12 protein-coding genes are annotated in these 18,117 nt (G+C 58.0%); 4 read left to right on the top strand and 8 right to left on the bottom strand.

Going from position 1 to position 18,117, the window contains the following annotated elements; genetic code table 11:
• Positions 1 to 46: 46 nt before the first annotated feature.
• Positions 47 to 4,840 (bottom strand): DEAD/DEAH box helicase, encoded by a 4,794-nt coding sequence (locus ACGY09_RS10005; protein ID WP_397571868.1) that lies wholly within the window; start codon positions 4,838 to 4,840, stop codon positions 47 to 49.
• A 157-nt stretch (positions 4,841 to 4,997) separates the two neighbouring features.
• On the opposite strand from ACGY09_RS10005, the gene ACGY09_RS10000 reads away from it, so the two are divergent.
• The gene (locus ACGY09_RS10000) at positions 4,998 to 5,438 is read left to right on the top strand and encodes an RbsD/FucU family protein (RefSeq protein ID WP_373650404.1); all 441 of its coding nucleotides are present in this window, start codon (positions 4,998 to 5,000) and stop codon (positions 5,436 to 5,438) included.
• The gene (locus tag ACGY09_RS09995; protein WP_397571426.1) at positions 5,428 to 7,449 is read left to right on the top strand and encodes an AAA family ATPase; all 2,022 of its coding nucleotides are present in this window, start codon (positions 5,428 to 5,430) and stop codon (positions 7,447 to 7,449) included. Before ACGY09_RS10000 ends, ACGY09_RS09995 begins: the two co-directional genes overlap by 11 nt.
• 174 nt (positions 7,450 to 7,623) lie before the next feature.
• On the opposite strand, the gene ACGY09_RS09990 is transcribed toward ACGY09_RS09995, so the two are convergent.
• Positions 7,624 to 8,259: a DUF309 domain-containing protein gene (locus tag ACGY09_RS09990; protein ID WP_373650406.1), complete on the bottom strand. Its 636-nt coding sequence runs from the start codon at positions 8,257 to 8,259 to the stop codon at positions 7,624 to 7,626.
• Positions 8,260 to 8,772: 513 nt separating this feature from the next.
• Positions 8,773 to 9,462 carry a SufE family protein gene (locus ACGY09_RS09985; protein WP_397571425.1) on the bottom strand — a complete coding sequence of 230 codons (690 nt, stop codon included), beginning with the start codon at positions 9,460 to 9,462 and terminating at the stop codon, positions 8,773 to 8,775.
• Positions 9,463 to 9,480: 18 nt separating this feature from the next.
• Here ACGY09_RS09985 and ACGY09_RS09980 point away from each other — a divergent pair, with 18 nt between their 5' ends.
• Both ACGY09_RS09980 and ACGY09_RS09975 read left to right on the top strand, forming a co-directional pair.
• Positions 9,481 to 10,467 (top strand): S8 family serine peptidase, encoded by a 987-nt coding sequence (locus tag ACGY09_RS09980; protein WP_373650408.1) that lies wholly within the window; start codon positions 9,481 to 9,483, stop codon positions 10,465 to 10,467.
• Between the two features lie 188 nt (positions 10,468 to 10,655).
• A complete protein-coding gene (locus tag ACGY09_RS09975; protein ID WP_397571424.1) occupies positions 10,656 to 11,981 on the top strand; it encodes a GDSL-type esterase/lipase family protein in 1,326 nt (441 codons plus the stop codon).
• 285 nt (positions 11,982 to 12,266) lie between these two features.
• On the opposite strand, the gene ACGY09_RS09970 is transcribed toward ACGY09_RS09975, so the two are convergent.
• The 5 genes from ACGY09_RS09970 to ACGY09_RS09950 all read right to left on the bottom strand — a co-directional run bounded on the left by ACGY09_RS09970 (position 12,267) and on the right by ACGY09_RS09950 (position 18,032).
• A complete protein-coding gene (locus tag ACGY09_RS09970; protein ID WP_397571423.1) occupies positions 12,267 to 13,778 on the bottom strand; it encodes a sugar ABC transporter ATP-binding protein in 1,512 nt (503 codons plus the stop codon).
• A 101-nt stretch (positions 13,779 to 13,879) separates the two neighbouring features.
• Complete coding sequence (locus ACGY09_RS09965) at positions 13,880 to 14,788, bottom strand: DUF58 domain-containing protein (protein WP_397571422.1); 909 nt, start codon at positions 14,786 to 14,788, stop codon at positions 13,880 to 13,882.
• A gap of 79 nt (positions 14,789 to 14,867) precedes the next feature.
• Positions 14,868 to 16,085, bottom strand: coding sequence for a hypothetical protein (locus ACGY09_RS09960; RefSeq protein ID WP_397571421.1), 1,218 nt, complete (start codon positions 16,083 to 16,085; stop codon positions 14,868 to 14,870).
• Positions 16,086 to 16,504: 419 nt separating this feature from the next.
• Positions 16,505 to 17,083: an isochorismatase family protein gene (locus ACGY09_RS09955; protein ID WP_397571420.1), complete on the bottom strand. Its 579-nt coding sequence runs from the start codon at positions 17,081 to 17,083 to the stop codon at positions 16,505 to 16,507.
• 118 nt (positions 17,084 to 17,201) lie between these two features.
• On the bottom strand, positions 17,202 to 18,032 hold the full coding sequence (locus ACGY09_RS09950) for a metallophosphoesterase (protein ID WP_397571419.1): 831 nt from the start codon (positions 18,030 to 18,032) through the stop codon (positions 17,202 to 17,204).
• Positions 18,033 to 18,117 lie beyond the last annotated feature (85 nt).

The raw sequence follows: 18,117 nt of genomic DNA, 5'->3' as shown, positions 1-18,117 counted from the left end.
CGCAACTTGACGAAGGTCGCCGATCGATCGTCTTGCCACTGGTCGCTCAGTTCTTCTGCAGACAGGCTTTGAGATCGGATTTGCTGGCGGGGTCCACGGGGACCAGTGAGGGGTGCCGCAGCCGGTTCAGAATGGATTGCATGGCTTCCCGCGGTGGTTGTGCCAACCAGTAGACTTCACCCCCCTGGAGGTAGGCGACCGGCGTTCCGTCCAGGTAGGCAACGCGATTCGAGGCGGTCCTGGGGACCCGTTCCTGCCGCGTAACGATTCCCACCAGATTGAGCGGATCGGCCGCGGAAATCACGATCAGTTCTTGAGTCGGGCCTTCGTCACGCAGCCTCCGCAACTGTTGGATACTGTCCGCCAGAGCGAACTGTTCGCCAGCGACCCCCGCGATAAAGCGTCCACCACGGATTTCGCCTCGCGCTTCCAGTCGCCGCAAGACCTGCAGCAGGTCAAACCACGGCGGGGCACCATCTTCCCGGGCGAGCAAATCGCGAAACACGACACCCCAGCGGCGAAGCAGTTGCCACGCCCAGTCCTCGACCGTCCTGGTTGCGCGGGCACGGGCATCCTCGGTTGGAGTCCGAACTCCCGCCGCTTGTCCTTCTTTCAATGCGGCTGCTGCAGTGACAGTTCCTACAGGTACGCTTCCTTGCGCGGGGGCCAAGTCGGTTGGGGGAACTGTGTTTTCCAGATGGACGGGACGAATGGCCCACCGTCCGATGGCGGACTTGGTTGTTCGTTTACGCTCAACCTTCAGTCGGCTTGGCTTACGAGACGGGGTGGTCTTGTCACCCACCAGCGACCGAAGTCCTGCGAAGCCGTCGGCAGTTAAGATCCCTCGCGTGACTAACTCACCCAGGGCGTCTTCGAGATGATCCTGTAGCATTCGCGTTGCGACCAGCAGATCGGCGGCAAACATCGCTCCACGCTGCTGGAGGAGCGAATAGACTTGCCGGGCCACGCTGCTCAGTTCACCGACATCCATTTCAGGAGCGCGGCAGCAGAGCCATTCGGCGTCTTGACGCAGGAATAACGAAATGGGGGCGACGCGCGTCAGGCTGGCCATCGGCCGGGACTTTTCGGGATTGCGAGGTGGGGGGAAAAGGCGACCCCAACCGACCTCGCCCGTCAGGCAAAGTTCATCCAGCCATTCCGACTGATAGTTGTCGATGCGCAGCGGGAGGATATCCCGTTCCCATGCCACCGAGGGAATGTCGATTCCCTGCAGTTGTGCGATCACTTCAAACAGGCCGTTTGCGCCAGCTCGACGGTGCGACCATGAAACTCCGTGATGCCGTGTCAGAAACCGGATATACACCTCGACGCTGACCGGTTCGATCTGCTTTCGAAGCCCGTCGAGCGTCAGGCGATGGATGCGTGCCAGCAGTCGGCGATGGCACCACTCCGTCGTGGTTTCGCTGGGGAAATGCCGGCCTTCACCGGATTCGTCCGGGGCATCGATTTTGAGCTGCCCCGCATCCGGGTCCATTCCGCGATCCGCCGACTGCTGGAATCGACCTCGCAGGACCACTCCTTCACCTTCGAGAGCTTCCAGAGCGGCACTTGCCTGGCTTTCAGTGATTCCCGTCCGCTCGCTGACGCCCGTCCCGGTGATCGGACCACACGTTTCGAGCAGACCTCGTACAATGGCGACCCGCGCGTCCGTCGATTCCCAGTCATGTCGGACCTCGACCGGGACTTTGACAGCAGGGGTTAGAGTGGCACTCGGGAACGCGGCGAGGATCGCGGGAACGCGTTCGGTCGCCGCCCAGTATCGCCGTGATCCGGCTGCCATGAGATTCGCACCGGATCCCTTTTTCCGGCCAGAGCTTTCACTATGACTTTCTTGAAGAGGCGACTCGTCCGTGGGGCAGGTGACCAGTGTCGCTCGACCGTCGGTTGCCAGCTCGTTGAAAAATTCTCGCCATTCCACTCCTTCACTTTCGGGCAGCAGGATTCGGCTGAGGAGCGCATCATGCAGTTCGTCAGGGTTGCGGACAAAGGGCTGGGCTTCGAGCACGACCTGGAAGATCGCTTCCGGATCAAGTCGTCCCAGGTCCTGTACGCTTTCCACCGACAGCGAACGACGTGTCGACACCGCCCGGGCCCGTCGTTCCGCAACTTCGCCCCCATCCAGGAAGGCATAGGGATTGGCGTTAATGAGTTCGTAGCTGAACGGTGACGGCTCGCGCGTGTCGCGGGCAATGAATTCGATTTCACCCTGTTCGACACGGCGCAGAACCTCTTTCAGGGCATCCATGTCATGGGCTTCATACAGGCAGTCGTCCATGGTCTGTTTGACCAGCGGATGATCGGGCAGTTCGATATCACCGACGACATGCTCCTGACAGCCGGTCAGTTTCGGGAAGACTGCGGTCAGCAGATCTTCGCTGCGGAACCGCTGCAGGGCGGGGGGCACTTTCTTCCCGTGTTTGGCGCGCGAGACCTGTAGCGCCCGTGTTGCGTTCCAGCGCCAGCGGTTCTGGAAGATGGGGACCACTAGCACGGCCTGTTCGAACAACGCCTGGACGTTTTTGGGATTCAGCATGGGGAACATACTTTCCAAGGGAAAGCTGTGCTGCGGTCCCAGCGAGAGGACGATGCCGTCGTCGTCAGCATTGGCCTGAAGTTCGAAATCGAACGAACGACAGAACCGCTTTCGCATGGCCAGGCCCCACGCGCGCGTGATGCGTGTGCCGAATGGGGCGTGAATCACGAGCTGCATTCCACCGCTCTCATCAAAGAAGCGTTCAAACACGACTCGTTTAATGGTGGGAATCAGGCCAATCGCTGCTTTCTGAGCGCGCACATACTCCACAGCCTGGTGGGCTGTTTCCAGGTTGACGTGGGCTTCCAGCACCAGCCACTCTTCCGCAGCGGCAGGATCTTCGATCCGGGATTCAAGATCCTCACGCAGGCGTGAGACTTCTTCAGACAATTCGTACGTTCGTCCGGGGGCTTCTCCTCGCCAGAAGGGAATCGTGGGAGGGGCCCCTCCCGCATCCGTGACGAACAGGTCTCCGCCTCGCAGATAGCGAATTCGCCACGAGGTGTTACCCAGCAGGAAAATGTCACCGGACTGACTTTCGGTTCCGAAATCTTCGTCGACGGACCCTACCACGGTATGGTCTTCTTCGGTCACGACTCGAATCGCGAAGACTTCGGGAATGGCTCCCGCATTGGCGATTGCGGCCATGCGGGCTCCCGGCCGAGCCCGGACGCGTCGTCCGACCTGATCGTGGTGCAGGAAGACGCGGCTTCTTTCGCCACCGGGTGTCATCCCCTCGCTGAGGACGCGAATGATGCGATCAAACTCGTACCGCGTGAGTTCAGAATAGGGTGCGGCACGGCGTACGAGGTCAAAGAGCTGATCGGTGCCGTATTCCTGGCAGGCGACTTCAGCGACGATCTGCTGGGCCAGGACGTCGAGTGGCGCGACAGGGATCGGGACAATATCGAGACGACCTGCACGAATCGCCCGCATGATGGCCATGCATTCGAACAGTTCATCACGGGTCAACGCGAACAAGCGTCCTTTGGGAATCAGTCCCAGAGCGTGCCCCGAGCGTCCGATCCGTTGCAGGAACGTCGCGATATTCCGGGGTGAGCCGATCTGGATCACCAGGTCGACATAGCCGACATCAATCCCCATTTCGAGCGATGCGGTCGCGACGACCGCTTTGAGCTGCCCCGATTTCAGTCGCTGTTCTGTATCGTGCCGGTGTTTGTAGGCGAGCGAACCATGGTGGCTGCTGATGACATCTTCGCCCAGCAGCTCGCTCAGTTGATGCGTCAATCGTTCGGCCAGGCGGCGTGTGTTCACGAAGATCAGGGTCGCACGGTGTGACTGGATCAGTTCAACGATTCGCTCATTGACTTCGGCCCATTGCTCGTGCATGCAGACGGCGCCGAGTTCGCTGGGGGGGACTTCGATGGCCAGGTCCAGTTCCCGTCGATGTCCAATGTCGAGAATCACGGGCAGCGTCGGATCGCTGGGCCCGTGAACATCGTGAGTTGGGGAAGCCGCCTCATTAAGGCTCAGTTGATTGCGTGACGGAAGCGTGACAATGACTTCGTCATCGAACGGAAGCAGTCCCGTGCGGCGTCGACGTCGGGGGACATGGATCGACGTTTCCACACGCTCTTTCTTCGGTCCGCATCCGACCAGGAAGCGGGCAATCCGGTCCATGGGACGCTGCGTCGCCGACAGCCCGATCCGTTGCAGTGGACGGTTCGAGAGGGCGGCGAGTCGTTCGAGGGTGATCGCCAGATGTGAGCCCCGTTTGTCCCGCACCAGCGCATGGATTTCGTCGACGATGACCGTCTCAACCGACTGCAACGCTTCCCGGCTGCGGGGACTCGACAGCATCAGGTAGAGCGACTCGGGGGTCGTCACAAGGATGTGCGGAGGACGGCGTACGATGGCCGCCCGCTGCGCCGCAGTCGTATCTCCCGTTCTCAAGCCGACACGGACCGGTGGAATCTCGAGGCCCATCTCTTCTGCGAGAGCCAGAATCTCTGACAGCGGTTGCTCCAGATTGCGGTGCATGTCGTTGGAGAGAGCCCGCAGGGGCGAGATATAGACGACGCGGATTTCCGAGCCGAGGCAACCTTGTTCTGCCTGTTGAAACAGTCGGTCGATGGCGGCCAGAAACGCGGTCAAAGTCTTTCCGCTTCCTGTGGGAGCCGCGATGAGAATGTCACGTCCCGCGACGATTTGTGGCCAGCCCTGTTCCTGGGGTTCGGTCGGACCGGCGAAGCGGGAGCGAAACCATTCTTGGATGACCGGATGAAACAGACTCAGGGAGGTCGCGTTTGCGCAGCCAATCACCATATTGACAAAACCCACCTTCAGACGGCATCGTTGCTCCGTTCCACAACCTTCCTAGGCGCAAGTGGATCGGCTTCGATAGAAAGTTCAGGCACCGACCGAGTCTGTCGGCGTCGTGAAGTTCTGTGTCCATTCTATATTGCTATGACGGTGCTCGACCATGCTGAAGAAGATTCCTCCGATTATTTCGCCTGAGCTGATGTCAGTCCTGATGCGCATGGGGCACGGCGACGAAATTGTGATTGCTGATGGAAATTTTCCTGCCGAGAGCTGTGCCCAGCGAGTCGTGCGCGCTGATGGACATGGCGGCGTCGAGATCCTCGATGCCATTATGAAGTTTTTCCCGCTGGATACGTTCGTTGATCATCCCGCCAGTGTCATGCAACCCGTCGACGCGGGAGCGTCAGATCCCCCGATCTGGGCCGAATATCGCAAAGTGCTGTCGAAGCATGAAGGTCGCGAAATCGAACTCCGGCCCATCGAACGATTTCGGTTCTACGATTTCGCCAAGTCGGCCTACGCGATCGTCGCTACTGGCGAAACTGCGGTTTATGCGAACGTCATCTTGAAGAAGGGGGTCGTGATCGCAGATGAAAACTGATGGCGCCCTGCATGACGTAAGGTCCCGTATCGAAGCAGGCTATCCCCTGTTATTCCTCAGGACGAATGAGGAGGACCGGTGGGAGCGTAAACTGACAGAGCTTGCCTTGGAGACAGAGCGGAACCTCGTCACATGGACGATCACCAGAGGCTTACAGCCTGACGTCAGCCATGCTTCGGACAACCCCGTCAGCGCGACGCGACTGCTCGAACTGCTGTCGAATTTTCCCGAGGGTCATCTGTTCCTGTTGAAGGACTTCCATCCGTATCTGACCGACCCGGTCATATTGCGACGAGTGCGCGATCTGTTGCCGGAACTGGTCCGTCAGAAAAAAACACTGTTGCTGTTCGGGCCGGTGATGCAGGTTCCGGTTGAACTTGAAAAGGATTCCGTCAGGATCGAGCTTCCGCTTCCGGGGTATGAAGACCTGCGTGAACAGTTCGATCAGACGATCGGCGAATTGCACGAGACCGCTGCGTTGTCGCTGGTTCTTGACAGTGACAACGAGGATCGCCTGATCAAAGCGGTGATGGGGTTGACCAGCCAGGAAGCACGCCGCGCGTGGGTCCGTGCTCTGAAGGGTCGCTCACGGCTCGATGACGATGTCTTTACCCTGCTGATCGCTGAAAAGCGGACGCTGGCATCGGGGTCAGACCTGCTGGAATTTTATGACCTCGAGGAAAACGTCAACGACATCGGCGGGCTGGACCAGCTCAAAGGATGGCTTTCCAAGCGGGCCGAAGCGTACACGCCGCGAGCCCGTGAGCAGGGGGTGCCCTTACCGCGTGGCGTGTTACTGCTCGGGGTCCAGGGCTGTGGAAAAAGCTTAACCGCGCGCGCCACCGCTCGGTTGCTCAGTTTTCCCTTGATGCGTCTGGACATTGCAGCGCTGCTGGGGGCTCAGCGTGGCGAGTCTGAAAAGAACATGCGGACGGTACTGGAACTGGTCGAATCCATTGCACCCGCTGTGTTGTGGCTCGACGAAATCGAGAAAGGTTTCGCCGGGGTCGAAGGGGATGGAACGGGAGCCGCCGACGCAACGATGCTCAGACTGGTCGGGACCTTTCTGACCTGGATGGCCGAAGTACAGAAGCCAGTTTTCGTTGTTGCCACGGCAAACTCGGTCGAAAACCTCCCACCGGAAATGCTGCGCAGGGGGCGGTTCGACGAACTCTTCTTCGTCGATTTACCCAACTTTGACGAACGAAAGCATGTCCTCGGCATTCACCTCAAAAAACGGGGATGGAAGACCGAGCAGTTCGATCTGGATGACCTGGCGCGGCGAACCGAGGGGTTCAGCGGGGCGGAACTGGAACAGATTATTGTGACGGCCTTGATCGACGCGTTCGGCAAGGGACGGGTCCTGTCGCAGGAAGAACTCGAACAGGCATGGCGGACGACAGTTCCTCTGTCGGTCACGATGGAAGACAAAATTTTTGCGTTGCGAAACTGGGCTCAGGACCGCTGCCGCCGGGCCACGTCAGACAGCCGGGTCACCGCCATGCTCGAGGCAGAGCGCCGGTTCGATACCGGTCAGCGGGTGGTCGAAGCAGATCACCAGGTCCCGCTTGCACCCTGGGCTCAACTTGCCGCGGCAGGGCAGATCAAGGCCGCGATGGTCGAATACATCCGCAAAGGGGGAGAAGTTCTGTTTTGGGAGCTCGTGCGGGACTTCCAGCCGTATCTTGAAGTCACTGGAGAACAAGGGCTGGCGTCTCGATCGAACCCGAATACGGTCCTGTGGTCAGGGATGAGTCAGCCACTTTGCGAGTTGATTTGCGAACTCGTCACGGCGAAACGGATCTACATCCATCCTGTCGATCTGGAACGCTATAAGTCGGCGAACCAGGGACTGCGACTTCCGGTGCTTAAAGAACCGACCGACGAGAAAATTCCCCGCGCCGCGTGGCTCCCTGCTTCACTCCGAACGGCCCCCCATCCCATCCACAGTGCCCGGCTGTCCCGAATTGGACGGATGAAGCTGGCGGGAAGTGGCGATCGCAGCGCCTGACGGGAACGGGCCTTCTACGCCGTACAACCATGACTGACCGGATGAGAAGGGCAGGGAATGGTACGGCGCTGTCAGGATCAGAAGTGCACAATGAGCGGGGGGGGCAGACAATGAAAAAGTCCGGCAGAACGGATCGTGCCGGACTTGCGGATTCGTAATGATCCCTGCGGAAGCTCAGGAAATCGTAAAGGGTTCTGTGTTCAGGACAAACGGAAAGACGCGGGTGGGCTGACGGGGTGAGCCGAGTTTGTCCGAGTAGTTAATTTGGGCGGCACGATCAGCGGCGAATTGCAGTGTCGTGAATTCGAGACCGCAGAAATATTCCGTTCCGACTTCTGCTGCGACGTCTGCGAAGACTTCGCCAGCGGAGGCGGCATGGCGTCGGACGCCATGAATGCTGTTTTCTCGAACCTTGACACCTGCTGCCGAAAGCTTGACCAGTCCCTTGAGAAATCGTCCGACGGCGCTATCCGATCCGGTTGTTCGCAGCAATCGCTCCCAGTCTTCGTGCGATTCCCAGTAGTAACCGTGGTTGAAGTAGTCGAGCGCCAGCAGGTAGTGGCGATTTTCGAACCAGTTGGTTGGGGTCAGCATCTTGGGAGAAGGCTGTTTACGCTGATAGCTGTGACCTCGAGCATCGCGGTAAGGGTGCGGTGTATCTGTACCAGGAACGTAGGTGTAAGCCGGGAGTTCAGTTGACGGTAACAGGCGGGGAGCAACTTCGTCAGGGGGGGTAAGCATCATCCGGCTTCTGGTTTGCGGTTCGCTGGCTTCAGGGTTTGCACGTCCTTGTTTCGCGAGTGTGGTCATAAAACAGAGTTCCCATCAAAGTGTCAAAAAACTTGCGCGGCTCGGACTTCGATGCGTTGTGTCGACCAGAGATCCAACCCGCTGCAGGCGACTTCGACACAGAAGTCGCAATTCAAGGTATTGGCGATAAAGAACGACTCCAATCTGACGATGGCAATCGTGATCTTCCCATTTTTGACACGTTGGGCTCAGCAGGAAGGCGGAAAATCAAACAGGCACGCAAATTCCTCGAAAATTCGACTCTTTTCAGGAATTCCTCGCGTCGAGGATTTCGTTCTGCGCGTCAGATGGACCACCGACTTGCGGGAAAAACCTCCACCGTATCATGTCTGGTCTGGGATGCAGAGAAGTCAGTCTTTTCGATGAACAGAATAACCATTCATTCACAGAAGTGGAGATGAATCTGCTGATTTTTTCTAGAACAGCTCGAAATCCACGCCCCGACCCCCGCAGACTCGACAGCCCCGGCGCAGGCTTTCGATCGGTCGGTCGACCGACAGCCCGGCACGAACTTTAAGACGGCTGGGAATCCTGAAGTCCCCGCTTGATTCGGGCGATGACGCCGCGAAATCCCTGCTGTCGCGTCATCCCTAACACGGCATCCAGACCGACGTGCGCCACCATGTCGTCCGGCAAGGACAGCGCCGCCGAAACGGGTTCACCCTGCAGTCCGCAAACGACCAGTGCTACCAGTCCCCGGACCGTCGGCGATTTGGCGGGGACATCGGCTTCAAGGTGGATTTTTCCTTCCTGCGTACCAACCCACAGATGAATAGGGGTCTGGCATTCCTGGACACGGCAGGATTCCGGGAACGGCACGACTCGTTTTTCGGGAGAAACGGCAGGCAGCTCATCCGCAAATTCAACCAGCCATTGCAGTTTCTCTTCCGGCTCAAGATCGTCCAGTTCCGAAATCAGTTCGTTCAATCGCATGGAAATCGCAATCTTGCTGGGAATGGAGGGCAGTCCGTCCTGAAAGCCGGTATTCTCGGACCTGTCGACATACGCGGGCATCTCGGTCGAGTGCAATTTTACAGGGGCCGAATGGAAGTTATAGGCCACACCACTGGTTCCGGCCACCCGGGACGGTGCCAGCCATGGGGTCCACCGAGCCCTCCGGAAGGTGCCGGGTTGCCGACTGACGACGCCAGCGGTGACGCTCGGCCGTGTCCTGCAGGAAGAATCCGTGACGAAGTTCTGCATCTCAAGGATCCGTATACCATGATCAGATCAATTTTCATCACTGCGATTTGTTTATTCCCCGTGGGCCGGCTGGTCGCCGGCGAGCCTGTCGAGCCGCTCGCTTTTCAGCACGCCCGGGTCGTTGACGCCTGGGAAGCGTACAGCGATGTGCTGACGTTTGGAAAAAACCAGACGCTGGCTCTTTTGGACGATGGTTGCAAGCTTTCGATGCCGGAATGGTCCACGCCGGTTAATGGCGTTCCCAAAGTTCTCGTGACGTATGACAGTGTGGATGGCGATGACGACCCCCGGCACGAGGGACGGGGCTACCACGGATCCACGATCGGCGTCCCTTCGTCACTGAACTTCATGGGGAAATGGGGCGTGGCCTACAACAATCAGGTTGCGATCATTCGCGGACTGGAATGTTGCCACTGCAACGTCGCCGATAGCCTGCCGCTCTCACGCGGACTTCAATGGGTCATTGACCATCACAAGAAATACCGTATCACGGTCGTCAATCTGGCTCCCGTCGACGATCTGGCCCACGCCAAGCCGGTCGATACGGAAATTGACGACAAGCTGGCTCAACTGAGGGAACTGGGGATCTGGGTGAGTGCTCCGACGGGGAATCACGGGTTTGCGAACGGTATTTCGTGGCCCGCCTGCCAACCCAACTGTTTCGCCATCGGGGCCGTGCAACCGGGTGAAGACGTGGTCACGCAGGATCGGGATGCCAAAGTCGATCTGGTTGTTCCTGCCTCCGCAACCAGTTCTTCCAATGCCATTCTTTGCGGATCTGTGATGCTTCTCAGTGAAGCGATTGAGAAGACCGAATACGACTGGAAATCAGACGGGAAGAACCTCCCCGAAGCCATGCTCAAGATTTTCCAGACAACCGGCAAGCCCGTCACCGATGATGCGACAAAACTGACGTTTCAGCGACTTGACCTCAAAGCGGCTTTGGATCACGTGTTTGCTCACGGAAAGGATCCTCGAGCTTCAGCGAAAAAGCAGGATCAGTGAAATCGTGAGTTGGCTTCGCGCGACATGACGAATGCTGTCCGAATTCCAATCGCAACGGAATGAGGCGAGCCGTGTCGACCTGTCGCAAAGTCGACCCGATTCCACCTATGATAGCGAACCAGATGGGCATTCCCTGGGAATGCCTTTGAAACTGTTGAACTTGTGGTCTGTTCTCTCTGGACTTTGAAATGAAAACGTACACGCGCTGGTTGCCGCATGTCGGTGTGACTCTTCTTGTCGTCGCCATGAGCGGTTTGGGATACTTGACCACTTGTTCCTTGCTGAAGGCCCAGGATCAGAAAGAAAAAACGGGACTGGAGATCCCTGCAACGGATGCAGGCTTGCCGGGAGCGGGACCGATTCGCCGTGCGGACTGGTTCCGTGATCTATGGATGCAGCGGCGCACGGCGTGGTCGAAGCGGGTTGAAGCTGATCAGAATGCGCTCGTTTTTCTTGGCGACTCGATTACTCAGGGATGGGGAGATGACATTGGGGGCCAGTTTCCGGGGGTGAAAGTGGCCAACCGTGGCATCAGCGGTGACACGTCACGAGGCATCCTGATCCGACTCCGTGATGACGTGCTGTCTCTCAATCCTGCAGGCGTCGTCATGATGTTTGGGACGAATGATATCGGTGAGAAGGCCGATCCCAAAGATGTCGTCGGTAACATGAAACTGATCATTGCGAAGCTCAAAGCCCATAATCCCAAAATGCCGATTGTGCTCTGCCAGATTTTCCCCAGTTCGGCCACCGTCTCTCGCCCTGCTGACAAGATTCAGGAGACCAACCGGCTGTATGCCGAGGTCGTCAAAGGGGATCCCCAGGTGACTCTCATTGAGACCTGGCCTTTGTTTGCTGATGAGAAGGGGGATGCGAAAGCGGTCGAGTTCCCCGACCTGCTGCATCCCAATGAAATTGGCTATGCCAAATGGGCCGCCGCCTTGCGTCCGATCCTGGCAACGCTCAATTTCATCGAAACAACCGATGATGACTTTGCACTTGAAGAGGGGTACGTCAGTCTCTTCAACGGAAAAGACCTCACTGGCTGGGGGATTCGGGATCCTCAATCGCTGGCCCCGAAAGCCAGTGTTGATGGCAAAGAGGTAACTCCGGACGGTCGCTATCTCGCCCGGCACGGACGTCTGGTGATTGCCACTCCGCCAGAAGGACGCCGCGGCCAAGAGTTGTGGACGACGCGTGAGTTCCGCAAGGACTTTGTCTTGAAGCTCGAATTCCGGGCCACTCCGAATGCGGACAGCGGTGTCTTCATCCGGAAGCCTCAACTGCAATGCCGCGACTATCCTCTGGCGGGACCCTACAAGAACCTCACGAAGTACCGGCCGCAGGAGTGGAACGAACTGGTGGTCACGGTCAAAGGAAACGTGGCACACTGCACCTGCAACGGAGAAGTCCTGGAAGATGCTCTGCAACTGCCGGCATCGGGTCCGATTGGACTGGAGGGGGATCGGGGTCAGATGGAATACCGACGCATTCGCATCAAGGAAGCAAACTGATTTCGGCGATGTCGCGCTCGAGAATCAGGTTCTGTAGAGATCGCGCAGAGCGAACGAGGCACCATCGCCCTCACCGCTCTGCGCGGTGAATTCTTACCCCAAAACCTTCCAACTACCGAATGCCATACTTCCAGGCTCATCTCGTTTCGCATACGAGTGAGTTACTGGAAGCGTTCGCGGCATGAATGGCACTGATGGCGGCAAAGAAACTGGAGTCGCGCCGGGTCCGTGAAGGGGCGTATTTCTTTCGGTCAATCCTGTCAGCGATCTGCATCGTGGTGCGGATCAAGCACTCACCGGTGTGTGATCCGTTTTTGCGACCGCCACACTCATGATGGATTCTTCCGTCCATTCACTGGCCGGACGAACGTCACGCAGGATGCCGTCGGACATGACGCCAATTCGATCGCAGACAGCCAGGAGTTCCGGGAGGAACGAGCTGACGAAGAGCACGGCTTTTCCCTCGGCCGCCAGTTCACCCATCAATTTATAAATTTCGGCCTTTGTCCCCACGTCGATTCCGCGTGTCGGTTCATCGAGCAGCAGGATGTCGGCCTGCTGGTGCAGGACGCGTGCGATCGCCACCTTCTGCTGATTTCCTCCGGACAACTGTCCGATGGTCTGATCGGGCGAGGCCGCCTTGACCTGCAGTCGCTGCATCCATCGCCCTACTTCGCTGCGTCGCTGCCCGAGTCGCAAAAATCCGACACGAGTGTAGGGTTGGAGTCGACTGATCGTCAGGTTGTCTGCGATCGACTGATTCTGGGCCAGCCCTTCTTCTTTCCGATCTTCGGAGACCAGACCGAGTCCCGCATGCATACGGGCTTGCGTCTTATGTTCGATCTCGATCCCTGCGACTTTCACTTCGCCTTTTCGGACCGGGTCGAGTGCGAACAGGCAGCGCAGCAATTCTGTCCGTCCCGCCCCGATAAGACCGGCCAATCCCAGAATTTCGCCCCGTCGCAGCTCCAGCGAAGCTCCTACCGGTGCCCGGGTACCGCTGAGAGTCGTCACGGTTAACAGGGGTTCTCCGGGGGTATGCGGGACGACGGGGAACAGATCTGCGACTCCCCGTCCCACCATCAGTGAGACGATTTCCGAGTCGCTGACGTCCGCAAGCCGGCCGCTGCCAACAGAGTGACCGTCCCGCAGGACGGCATAGCTGTCGCAGACCTGACGGATTTCTTCGAGAAAATGGCTGATGTAGACGATTCCGTAGCCCGCACCCCGCAGCTTGCGAATGACGGCGAACAAATGATCGACGTCCTGCCGGGTCAGTGAACTGGTCGGTTCATCGAATACCAGGACCTTGGAATCGGAAGCCAGCGCCCGGGCAATCTCGACCAGTTGTCGAACCGCAATCGAGAGCTTTGCGACGGGGGTATTCGGCTGCAGGTCGGGGTGCCCCAGCAGGTCGAGCACCTTACGAACTTTCAGCCGCTGTGTCTTCCGATCACGCAGACCGTACCAGGAAGGTTCCTGGCCCAGCATGATGTTGTCTTCAACAGACATCTCGGGCGCCAGATTCAGCTCCTGATAGATCATGCCCACTCCCGCCATCCGCGCCTCGTGCGGACCAGCGGGGGAATAGGGCTGACCTGCAAGTTGCATGCTTCCGGAGTCTGGCTGATGAGCTCCACTCAGAACCTTCATGAGCGTGCTTTTGCCTGCGCCGTTTTCTCCAATCAGAGCCAATACTTCACCGGCCCGCACTGACAACGCGACGTCTTTCAGGGCTTGAGTGGCCCCGAATCGCTTTGAGATGCCGGACATGGTCAGCAGGTCGGTACCGGACATGGGTTTCTCGATTTCAGAACTCACGGGACTACCGGGGACTTTGTGTGATATCCGCAGGGAAAGAGCAGGCTACGAGAGAGTGAACCGTTGCGGAGCTTCAATCAGCGACGCCCCGCACGGTGCATTCGTCGCGACAGGAATTCGTGCAGATTCACTTCCAGTGGTTGATCCGTCCGCATCAGGACATAGTCCATATGGAAGTCGCGGGCGCTCGAGCGGATTGTTTTCAGGAATTCCTCGAACTCTTTCTGATAGGCTTTCCGCAACGCACGCGGTTCTGTCAGTTGCTCACCGAGGTTTTCGAGGCCCTTAAACAGGGTGGGGTCGACGAAGGTGAAATCCTGTTCTTCTGGGTCGATCACTTGCAGTAAGACCACGTCATGTCGGCGATGCTGAAAGTGCTTCAGTCCCTTTTTAAGCGTTTCAGGGTCATCAAAAAAATCGCTGATGATGACCACCAGGCCCCGCCGTTTGATCCGCTCAGCCAGATCGTGGAAAATCGGCCCGATCGACGATTCCCCACCGCTGGGACTTTGCTCCAGCGTGTGACAAAGCTGTCGAAGCTGAACTGCGGTGCTGCCGGGACGCAGGAATTGTCGGACGGATGTATCGAAGGTGGCCAGCCCGACAGCGTCCTGCTGATGGATGATCAGATAAGCAAACGCGGCGGCGATGTACTGAGCATACTCCAGCTTCGAAAACATCGCCTTCGGTGATCGATATGTCATCGACTCGCTGGTATCGACGAGCAGGTGGCAGACGAAGTTGGTTTCTTCGTCGTATTGCTTCAGGTAGATGCGGTCTGATTTGCCGAAGACTTTCCAGTCGACGTAGCGCAGATCGTCGCCGGGAACGTATTCGCGATGTTCCGCAAACTCGACCGAGAACCCATGGTAGGGACTCTTGTGCATCCCCGAGACATAGCCTTCGACAATCAATCGTGCCTTCAGCTCCAGCCCCTTCAGTCGGTTCAGGGTGGTCGGATCGAGGAAGCGTTTCAGAGCGTCCATAGCGGGGCATTCAATGCTGTTGGAATAAGAAAAGTCTCGACGGTCCCATCGCCGACCAGGGCCGGTCAACAGGTGCAGTTCACGGTTTTTTGTTCACGATGGGGATCAGACGCCGGACACGGTGGTTGATTGTATCGCTGATGACCAGTGAGCCATCCTTACCGAGGCAAATACCGTGGGGTTGCCATAACGGTGCAAGTCTGGCGGGGATTCCGTCTCCTTCGTATTTGTGGGATTGGGGGCCTACGCCAGCAATCGTCTGAAGAGTGTTGTTCCGCATATCATAGGCTCGCACAATGTTGTTTTCACCCTCCAGCAAGTAGAGCATTCCGTCAGGTGAGATCTTCATCCCGCGTGGTCCGTCGAACGTAGCTTGTCGAGGATCGCCGCCGTCTCCCGTGAATCCCCGCTCACCGGTTCCTGCTTTGTGGTAGATCCGACCGGTTTTTAGATCGACTCGCCACAATCGCTGTAATTTGAACGAGGCCACCCAGAGGGATCCGTCATAGATTCCCAACCCTTGCGGCATGGTCAGCGGTTCTTCGCGAGCGACGCCCCCATCCTGCGGGATTCCTTCGCTGCCCGTTCCCACGACGGTTTCAATGTGCCCGGTTTTGGCGTCAATGCGCCGGACGCGATGATTGAGGATGTCGCCGATGTAGATGTTGTCATGCTCATCCAGGGCAAAGCAGTGAGGGTGATTCAACTGAGCCTTCTTCGCAGGTCCGCCATCCCCCACACCGCCCGGTGTCCCGTCGCCAGCGATCGTCGTAATGATGCCCGTCTTGCCGTCGACACGTCTGAGTACATGGTTCCGCATCTCCAGGATCAGCATGTGACCTTTGGAATCAAAGCGGACCTCGTATGGTTCGAAGAGAGATGCCTGGGTGGCAGGGCCACCGTCGCCGTGGAGTCCCTGCTTGCCCGTCCCCGCTACGCTCGTCATCTCGTTTGATGCAGGGTCGAGTCGCAGGACGCGATGACTGCCGATGACGGTGATGTAAAGTGCCCCGTCAGGCCCATACTCAACTCCGAACGGAAGATCTACCGGGACGTCACAGGGAACGAGTGTCCGTGTGGGGGTGTCACCCGGTTGACTATTTCCGGCGATGGTTTCGATACGGTAGTTCGTGGCGGTCGGTCGAGATGCTTCTGTGACCGCCGATGGTTCGTCGGCCCGGCTGTATTGTCCTGCACCGAGGGACGAAAGGACGCTCACGACCAATGCGGCAGACCAGAATCGAAATCGTGTGCGGATCGCAGTCATCCATTCGCCCCATCGAGAGTCTGTTGTCATGCTGAGTCGCCGCCGCCGGTACTCCGGCGCATCGACGGTCATGTTAACGCGATGAACAGCAACGAAGTTATAACGGAATCTGCATCATGAGGGACGTAGGACGGGAATCTCACGGTCAGAATTCAGCGACGATGTGGCCAGCAGGCCCTCTTTGGAGGGGCCAGGATGCCGGGGCGCGTTCCTCTACTCAGCTGTTGAGAGGAAAGGCGGGGAACCTGTCTGGTTCACGCCAGGAATCGTCGTCCCCTTGACGCCCACCGTGACATCAGGCGTGGGCGGACACCCGGGGATGAGTAGTGCACGGGATAATGGGCTGCGCGCGAAACCGCGTGATCACGACGAGGGAGTAAACTCGCCTGAAGATGCCCCTGGCCGGTTTGCCGGGATTGGGATACGGGCAATTTCGGCAACGAGAGCAGCTAAACAGGGCGTGATTTTACGAGTGAGCTGAGCTGTTTGAACTCGGGGGCTTCGGCCGACTCGCACCATTCGAACACCACGCTTTCGGCGGTCGTGATAATGGCGCCAGCATTGGCCATGCGTTCCAGAGCGATGCGATGATCCAGGGAGCGACGGCTGGTGACGCCATCCGCGACGACGTACGTCTGATACCCGAGAGCGAGCAGGTCCATCACCGTCTGCAGTACGCAGACGTGCGATTCCATGCCTGTGACAACGATCTGAAATCGATCATCCGTGGCTTCGGCAGCGGTCGGCCATCCCGTACTCTCCGTTGCACTGAATCGCTTCTTCGGGGGACGTACGTCAGTGAACTTCGTCAATGGGGCAACTGTCGGACCCAATCCTGAAGGGTACTGTTCCGTGGCGACCACGGGAATTTGCAGCAGATTTGCACTGGCAGCGAGGATCCTGACGGCATCCACCAGACTGAATCGAGCCGATTCGTCGAGTGCGGCGACGAGTTTTTCCTGAATATCAACGATCAGCAGTCGACTGGATCGGCGATGCAGTAACTCGTGACTGCGGAGACCATTCATCGGGGTACCTTATTCTCTTCTTGATCTGGAATTCTGACGTCCGCGACAAGCACGGATTTCGATGGGCGCTGTACGTCACACGCCGATTGCGGTGCTCCAGCATTCCCTCAATGATGCTTTAGTATTCGTCTTTGCTGGAGCCCCAGAATTTCCACCACTTTGCCCCGGTCAGTTTTCCCATAACGCCGTCGCGACCACCCGACGAAATCGATTTGGCCGAAGTAATCAATTGTCGTTCCGGCAGCAGCACGCAGCTCAAATTCCCTTTTTCTCCGCCTGTTGTATCGACGAGAATTCGGCGAGGACGAAGGACGACCGAGGGGACTTTGACATGACCCGAGACGACTGTGAGCGGGCAATCGGCTGGCGGGTTCTGATGAACGAACAGCTTTTCACACAGCCACTGGGGCCGGTTCAGTGTGAAATCTTTCTCATGCAGAATCCGCAATTGGACTTTGAACGGCATGGTGGGATCGAGGCCCGCATGCACAAACAGCAACTCGGGATGTTCAACACACCACGGCAGTGTTGACAGCAGTTCGCGATGCTCGGCGGGAATCTTCGCGGCGAGATCTTCGAGGTTTCCGACCTCTGCCCCATACGAAGCAAAAGTGGATTCTGCGTTATAAAAAGTCGTCCATCGTTTGCCCCAGGAAGAGGCTTCACTCCCCGAGAGCCAGCCTAGTGCCGAGCACATGGCGAACTCGTGATTGCCCATGATGGCTGTCGTCGCTGGATGCTCGGCCATGAAATCCAGGACCATGTCGATCACCCCTTTCGAGTCGGGGCCCCGGTCGACGAAATCACCGATAAAGACCACCCAGCGATTCTGGAAACCGGGTGTCTGTCGCAAGCGGTCGAGGACAACTTCCAGCTTATCGGCCTGGCCATGCAGGTCACCAATGACGGCAATCGGACCTTGAATCTTCGTCTTCCACTGAATCGTCATGCACTTTCGACCTGCAATGAAACCCGGATTCATCCCAGCCCGTATGGACCAGGATGGTCAGCTCTGCCCAACGACCTGCTGGTCA

Source organism: Schlesneria sphaerica (genome assembly GCF_044336245.1).
Lineage (GTDB): Bacteria > Planctomycetota > Planctomycetia > Planctomycetales > Planctomycetaceae > Schlesneria > Schlesneria sphaerica.
Note: the sequence above shows the minus strand (reverse complement) of the source record. Positions and strands in the feature narration are given on the sequence as shown.

Excerpts from the sequence above, each read along its gene's own strand:
- ACGY09_RS10005 (WP_397571868.1), bottom strand. The coding sequence starts at position 4,840 with ATGGTGATTGGCTGCGCAAACGCGACCTCCCTGAGTCTGTTTCATCCG.
- ACGY09_RS10000 (WP_373650404.1), top strand. The coding sequence starts at position 4,998 with ATGCTGAAGAAGATTCCTCCGATTATTTCGCCTGAGCTGATGTCAGTC.
- ACGY09_RS09995 (WP_397571426.1), top strand. The coding sequence starts at position 5,428 with ATGAAAACTGATGGCGCCCTGCATGACGTAAGGTCCCGTATCGAAGCA.
- ACGY09_RS09990 (WP_373650406.1), bottom strand. The coding sequence starts at position 8,259 with ATGACCACACTCGCGAAACAAGGACGTGCAAACCCTGAAGCCAGCGAA.
- ACGY09_RS09985 (WP_397571425.1), bottom strand. The coding sequence starts at position 9,462 with ATGCAGAACTTCGTCACGGATTCTTCCTGCAGGACACGGCCGAGCGTC.
- ACGY09_RS09980 (WP_373650408.1), top strand. The coding sequence starts at position 9,481 with ATGATCAGATCAATTTTCATCACTGCGATTTGTTTATTCCCCGTGGGC.
- ACGY09_RS09975 (WP_397571424.1), top strand. The coding sequence starts at position 10,656 with ATGAAAACGTACACGCGCTGGTTGCCGCATGTCGGTGTGACTCTTCTT.
- ACGY09_RS09970 (WP_397571423.1), bottom strand. The coding sequence starts at position 13,778 with ATGTCCGGTACCGACCTGCTGACCATGTCCGGCATCTCAAAGCGATTC.
- ACGY09_RS09965 (WP_397571422.1), bottom strand. The coding sequence starts at position 14,788 with ATGGACGCTCTGAAACGCTTCCTCGATCCGACCACCCTGAACCGACTG.
- ACGY09_RS09960 (WP_397571421.1), bottom strand. The coding sequence starts at position 16,085 with ATGACAACAGACTCTCGATGGGGCGAATGGATGACTGCGATCCGCACA.
- ACGY09_RS09955 (WP_397571420.1), bottom strand. The coding sequence starts at position 17,083 with ATGAATGGTCTCCGCAGTCACGAGTTACTGCATCGCCGATCCAGTCGA.
- ACGY09_RS09950 (WP_397571419.1), bottom strand. The coding sequence starts at position 18,032 with ATGACGATTCAGTGGAAGACGAAGATTCAAGGTCCGATTGCCGTCATT.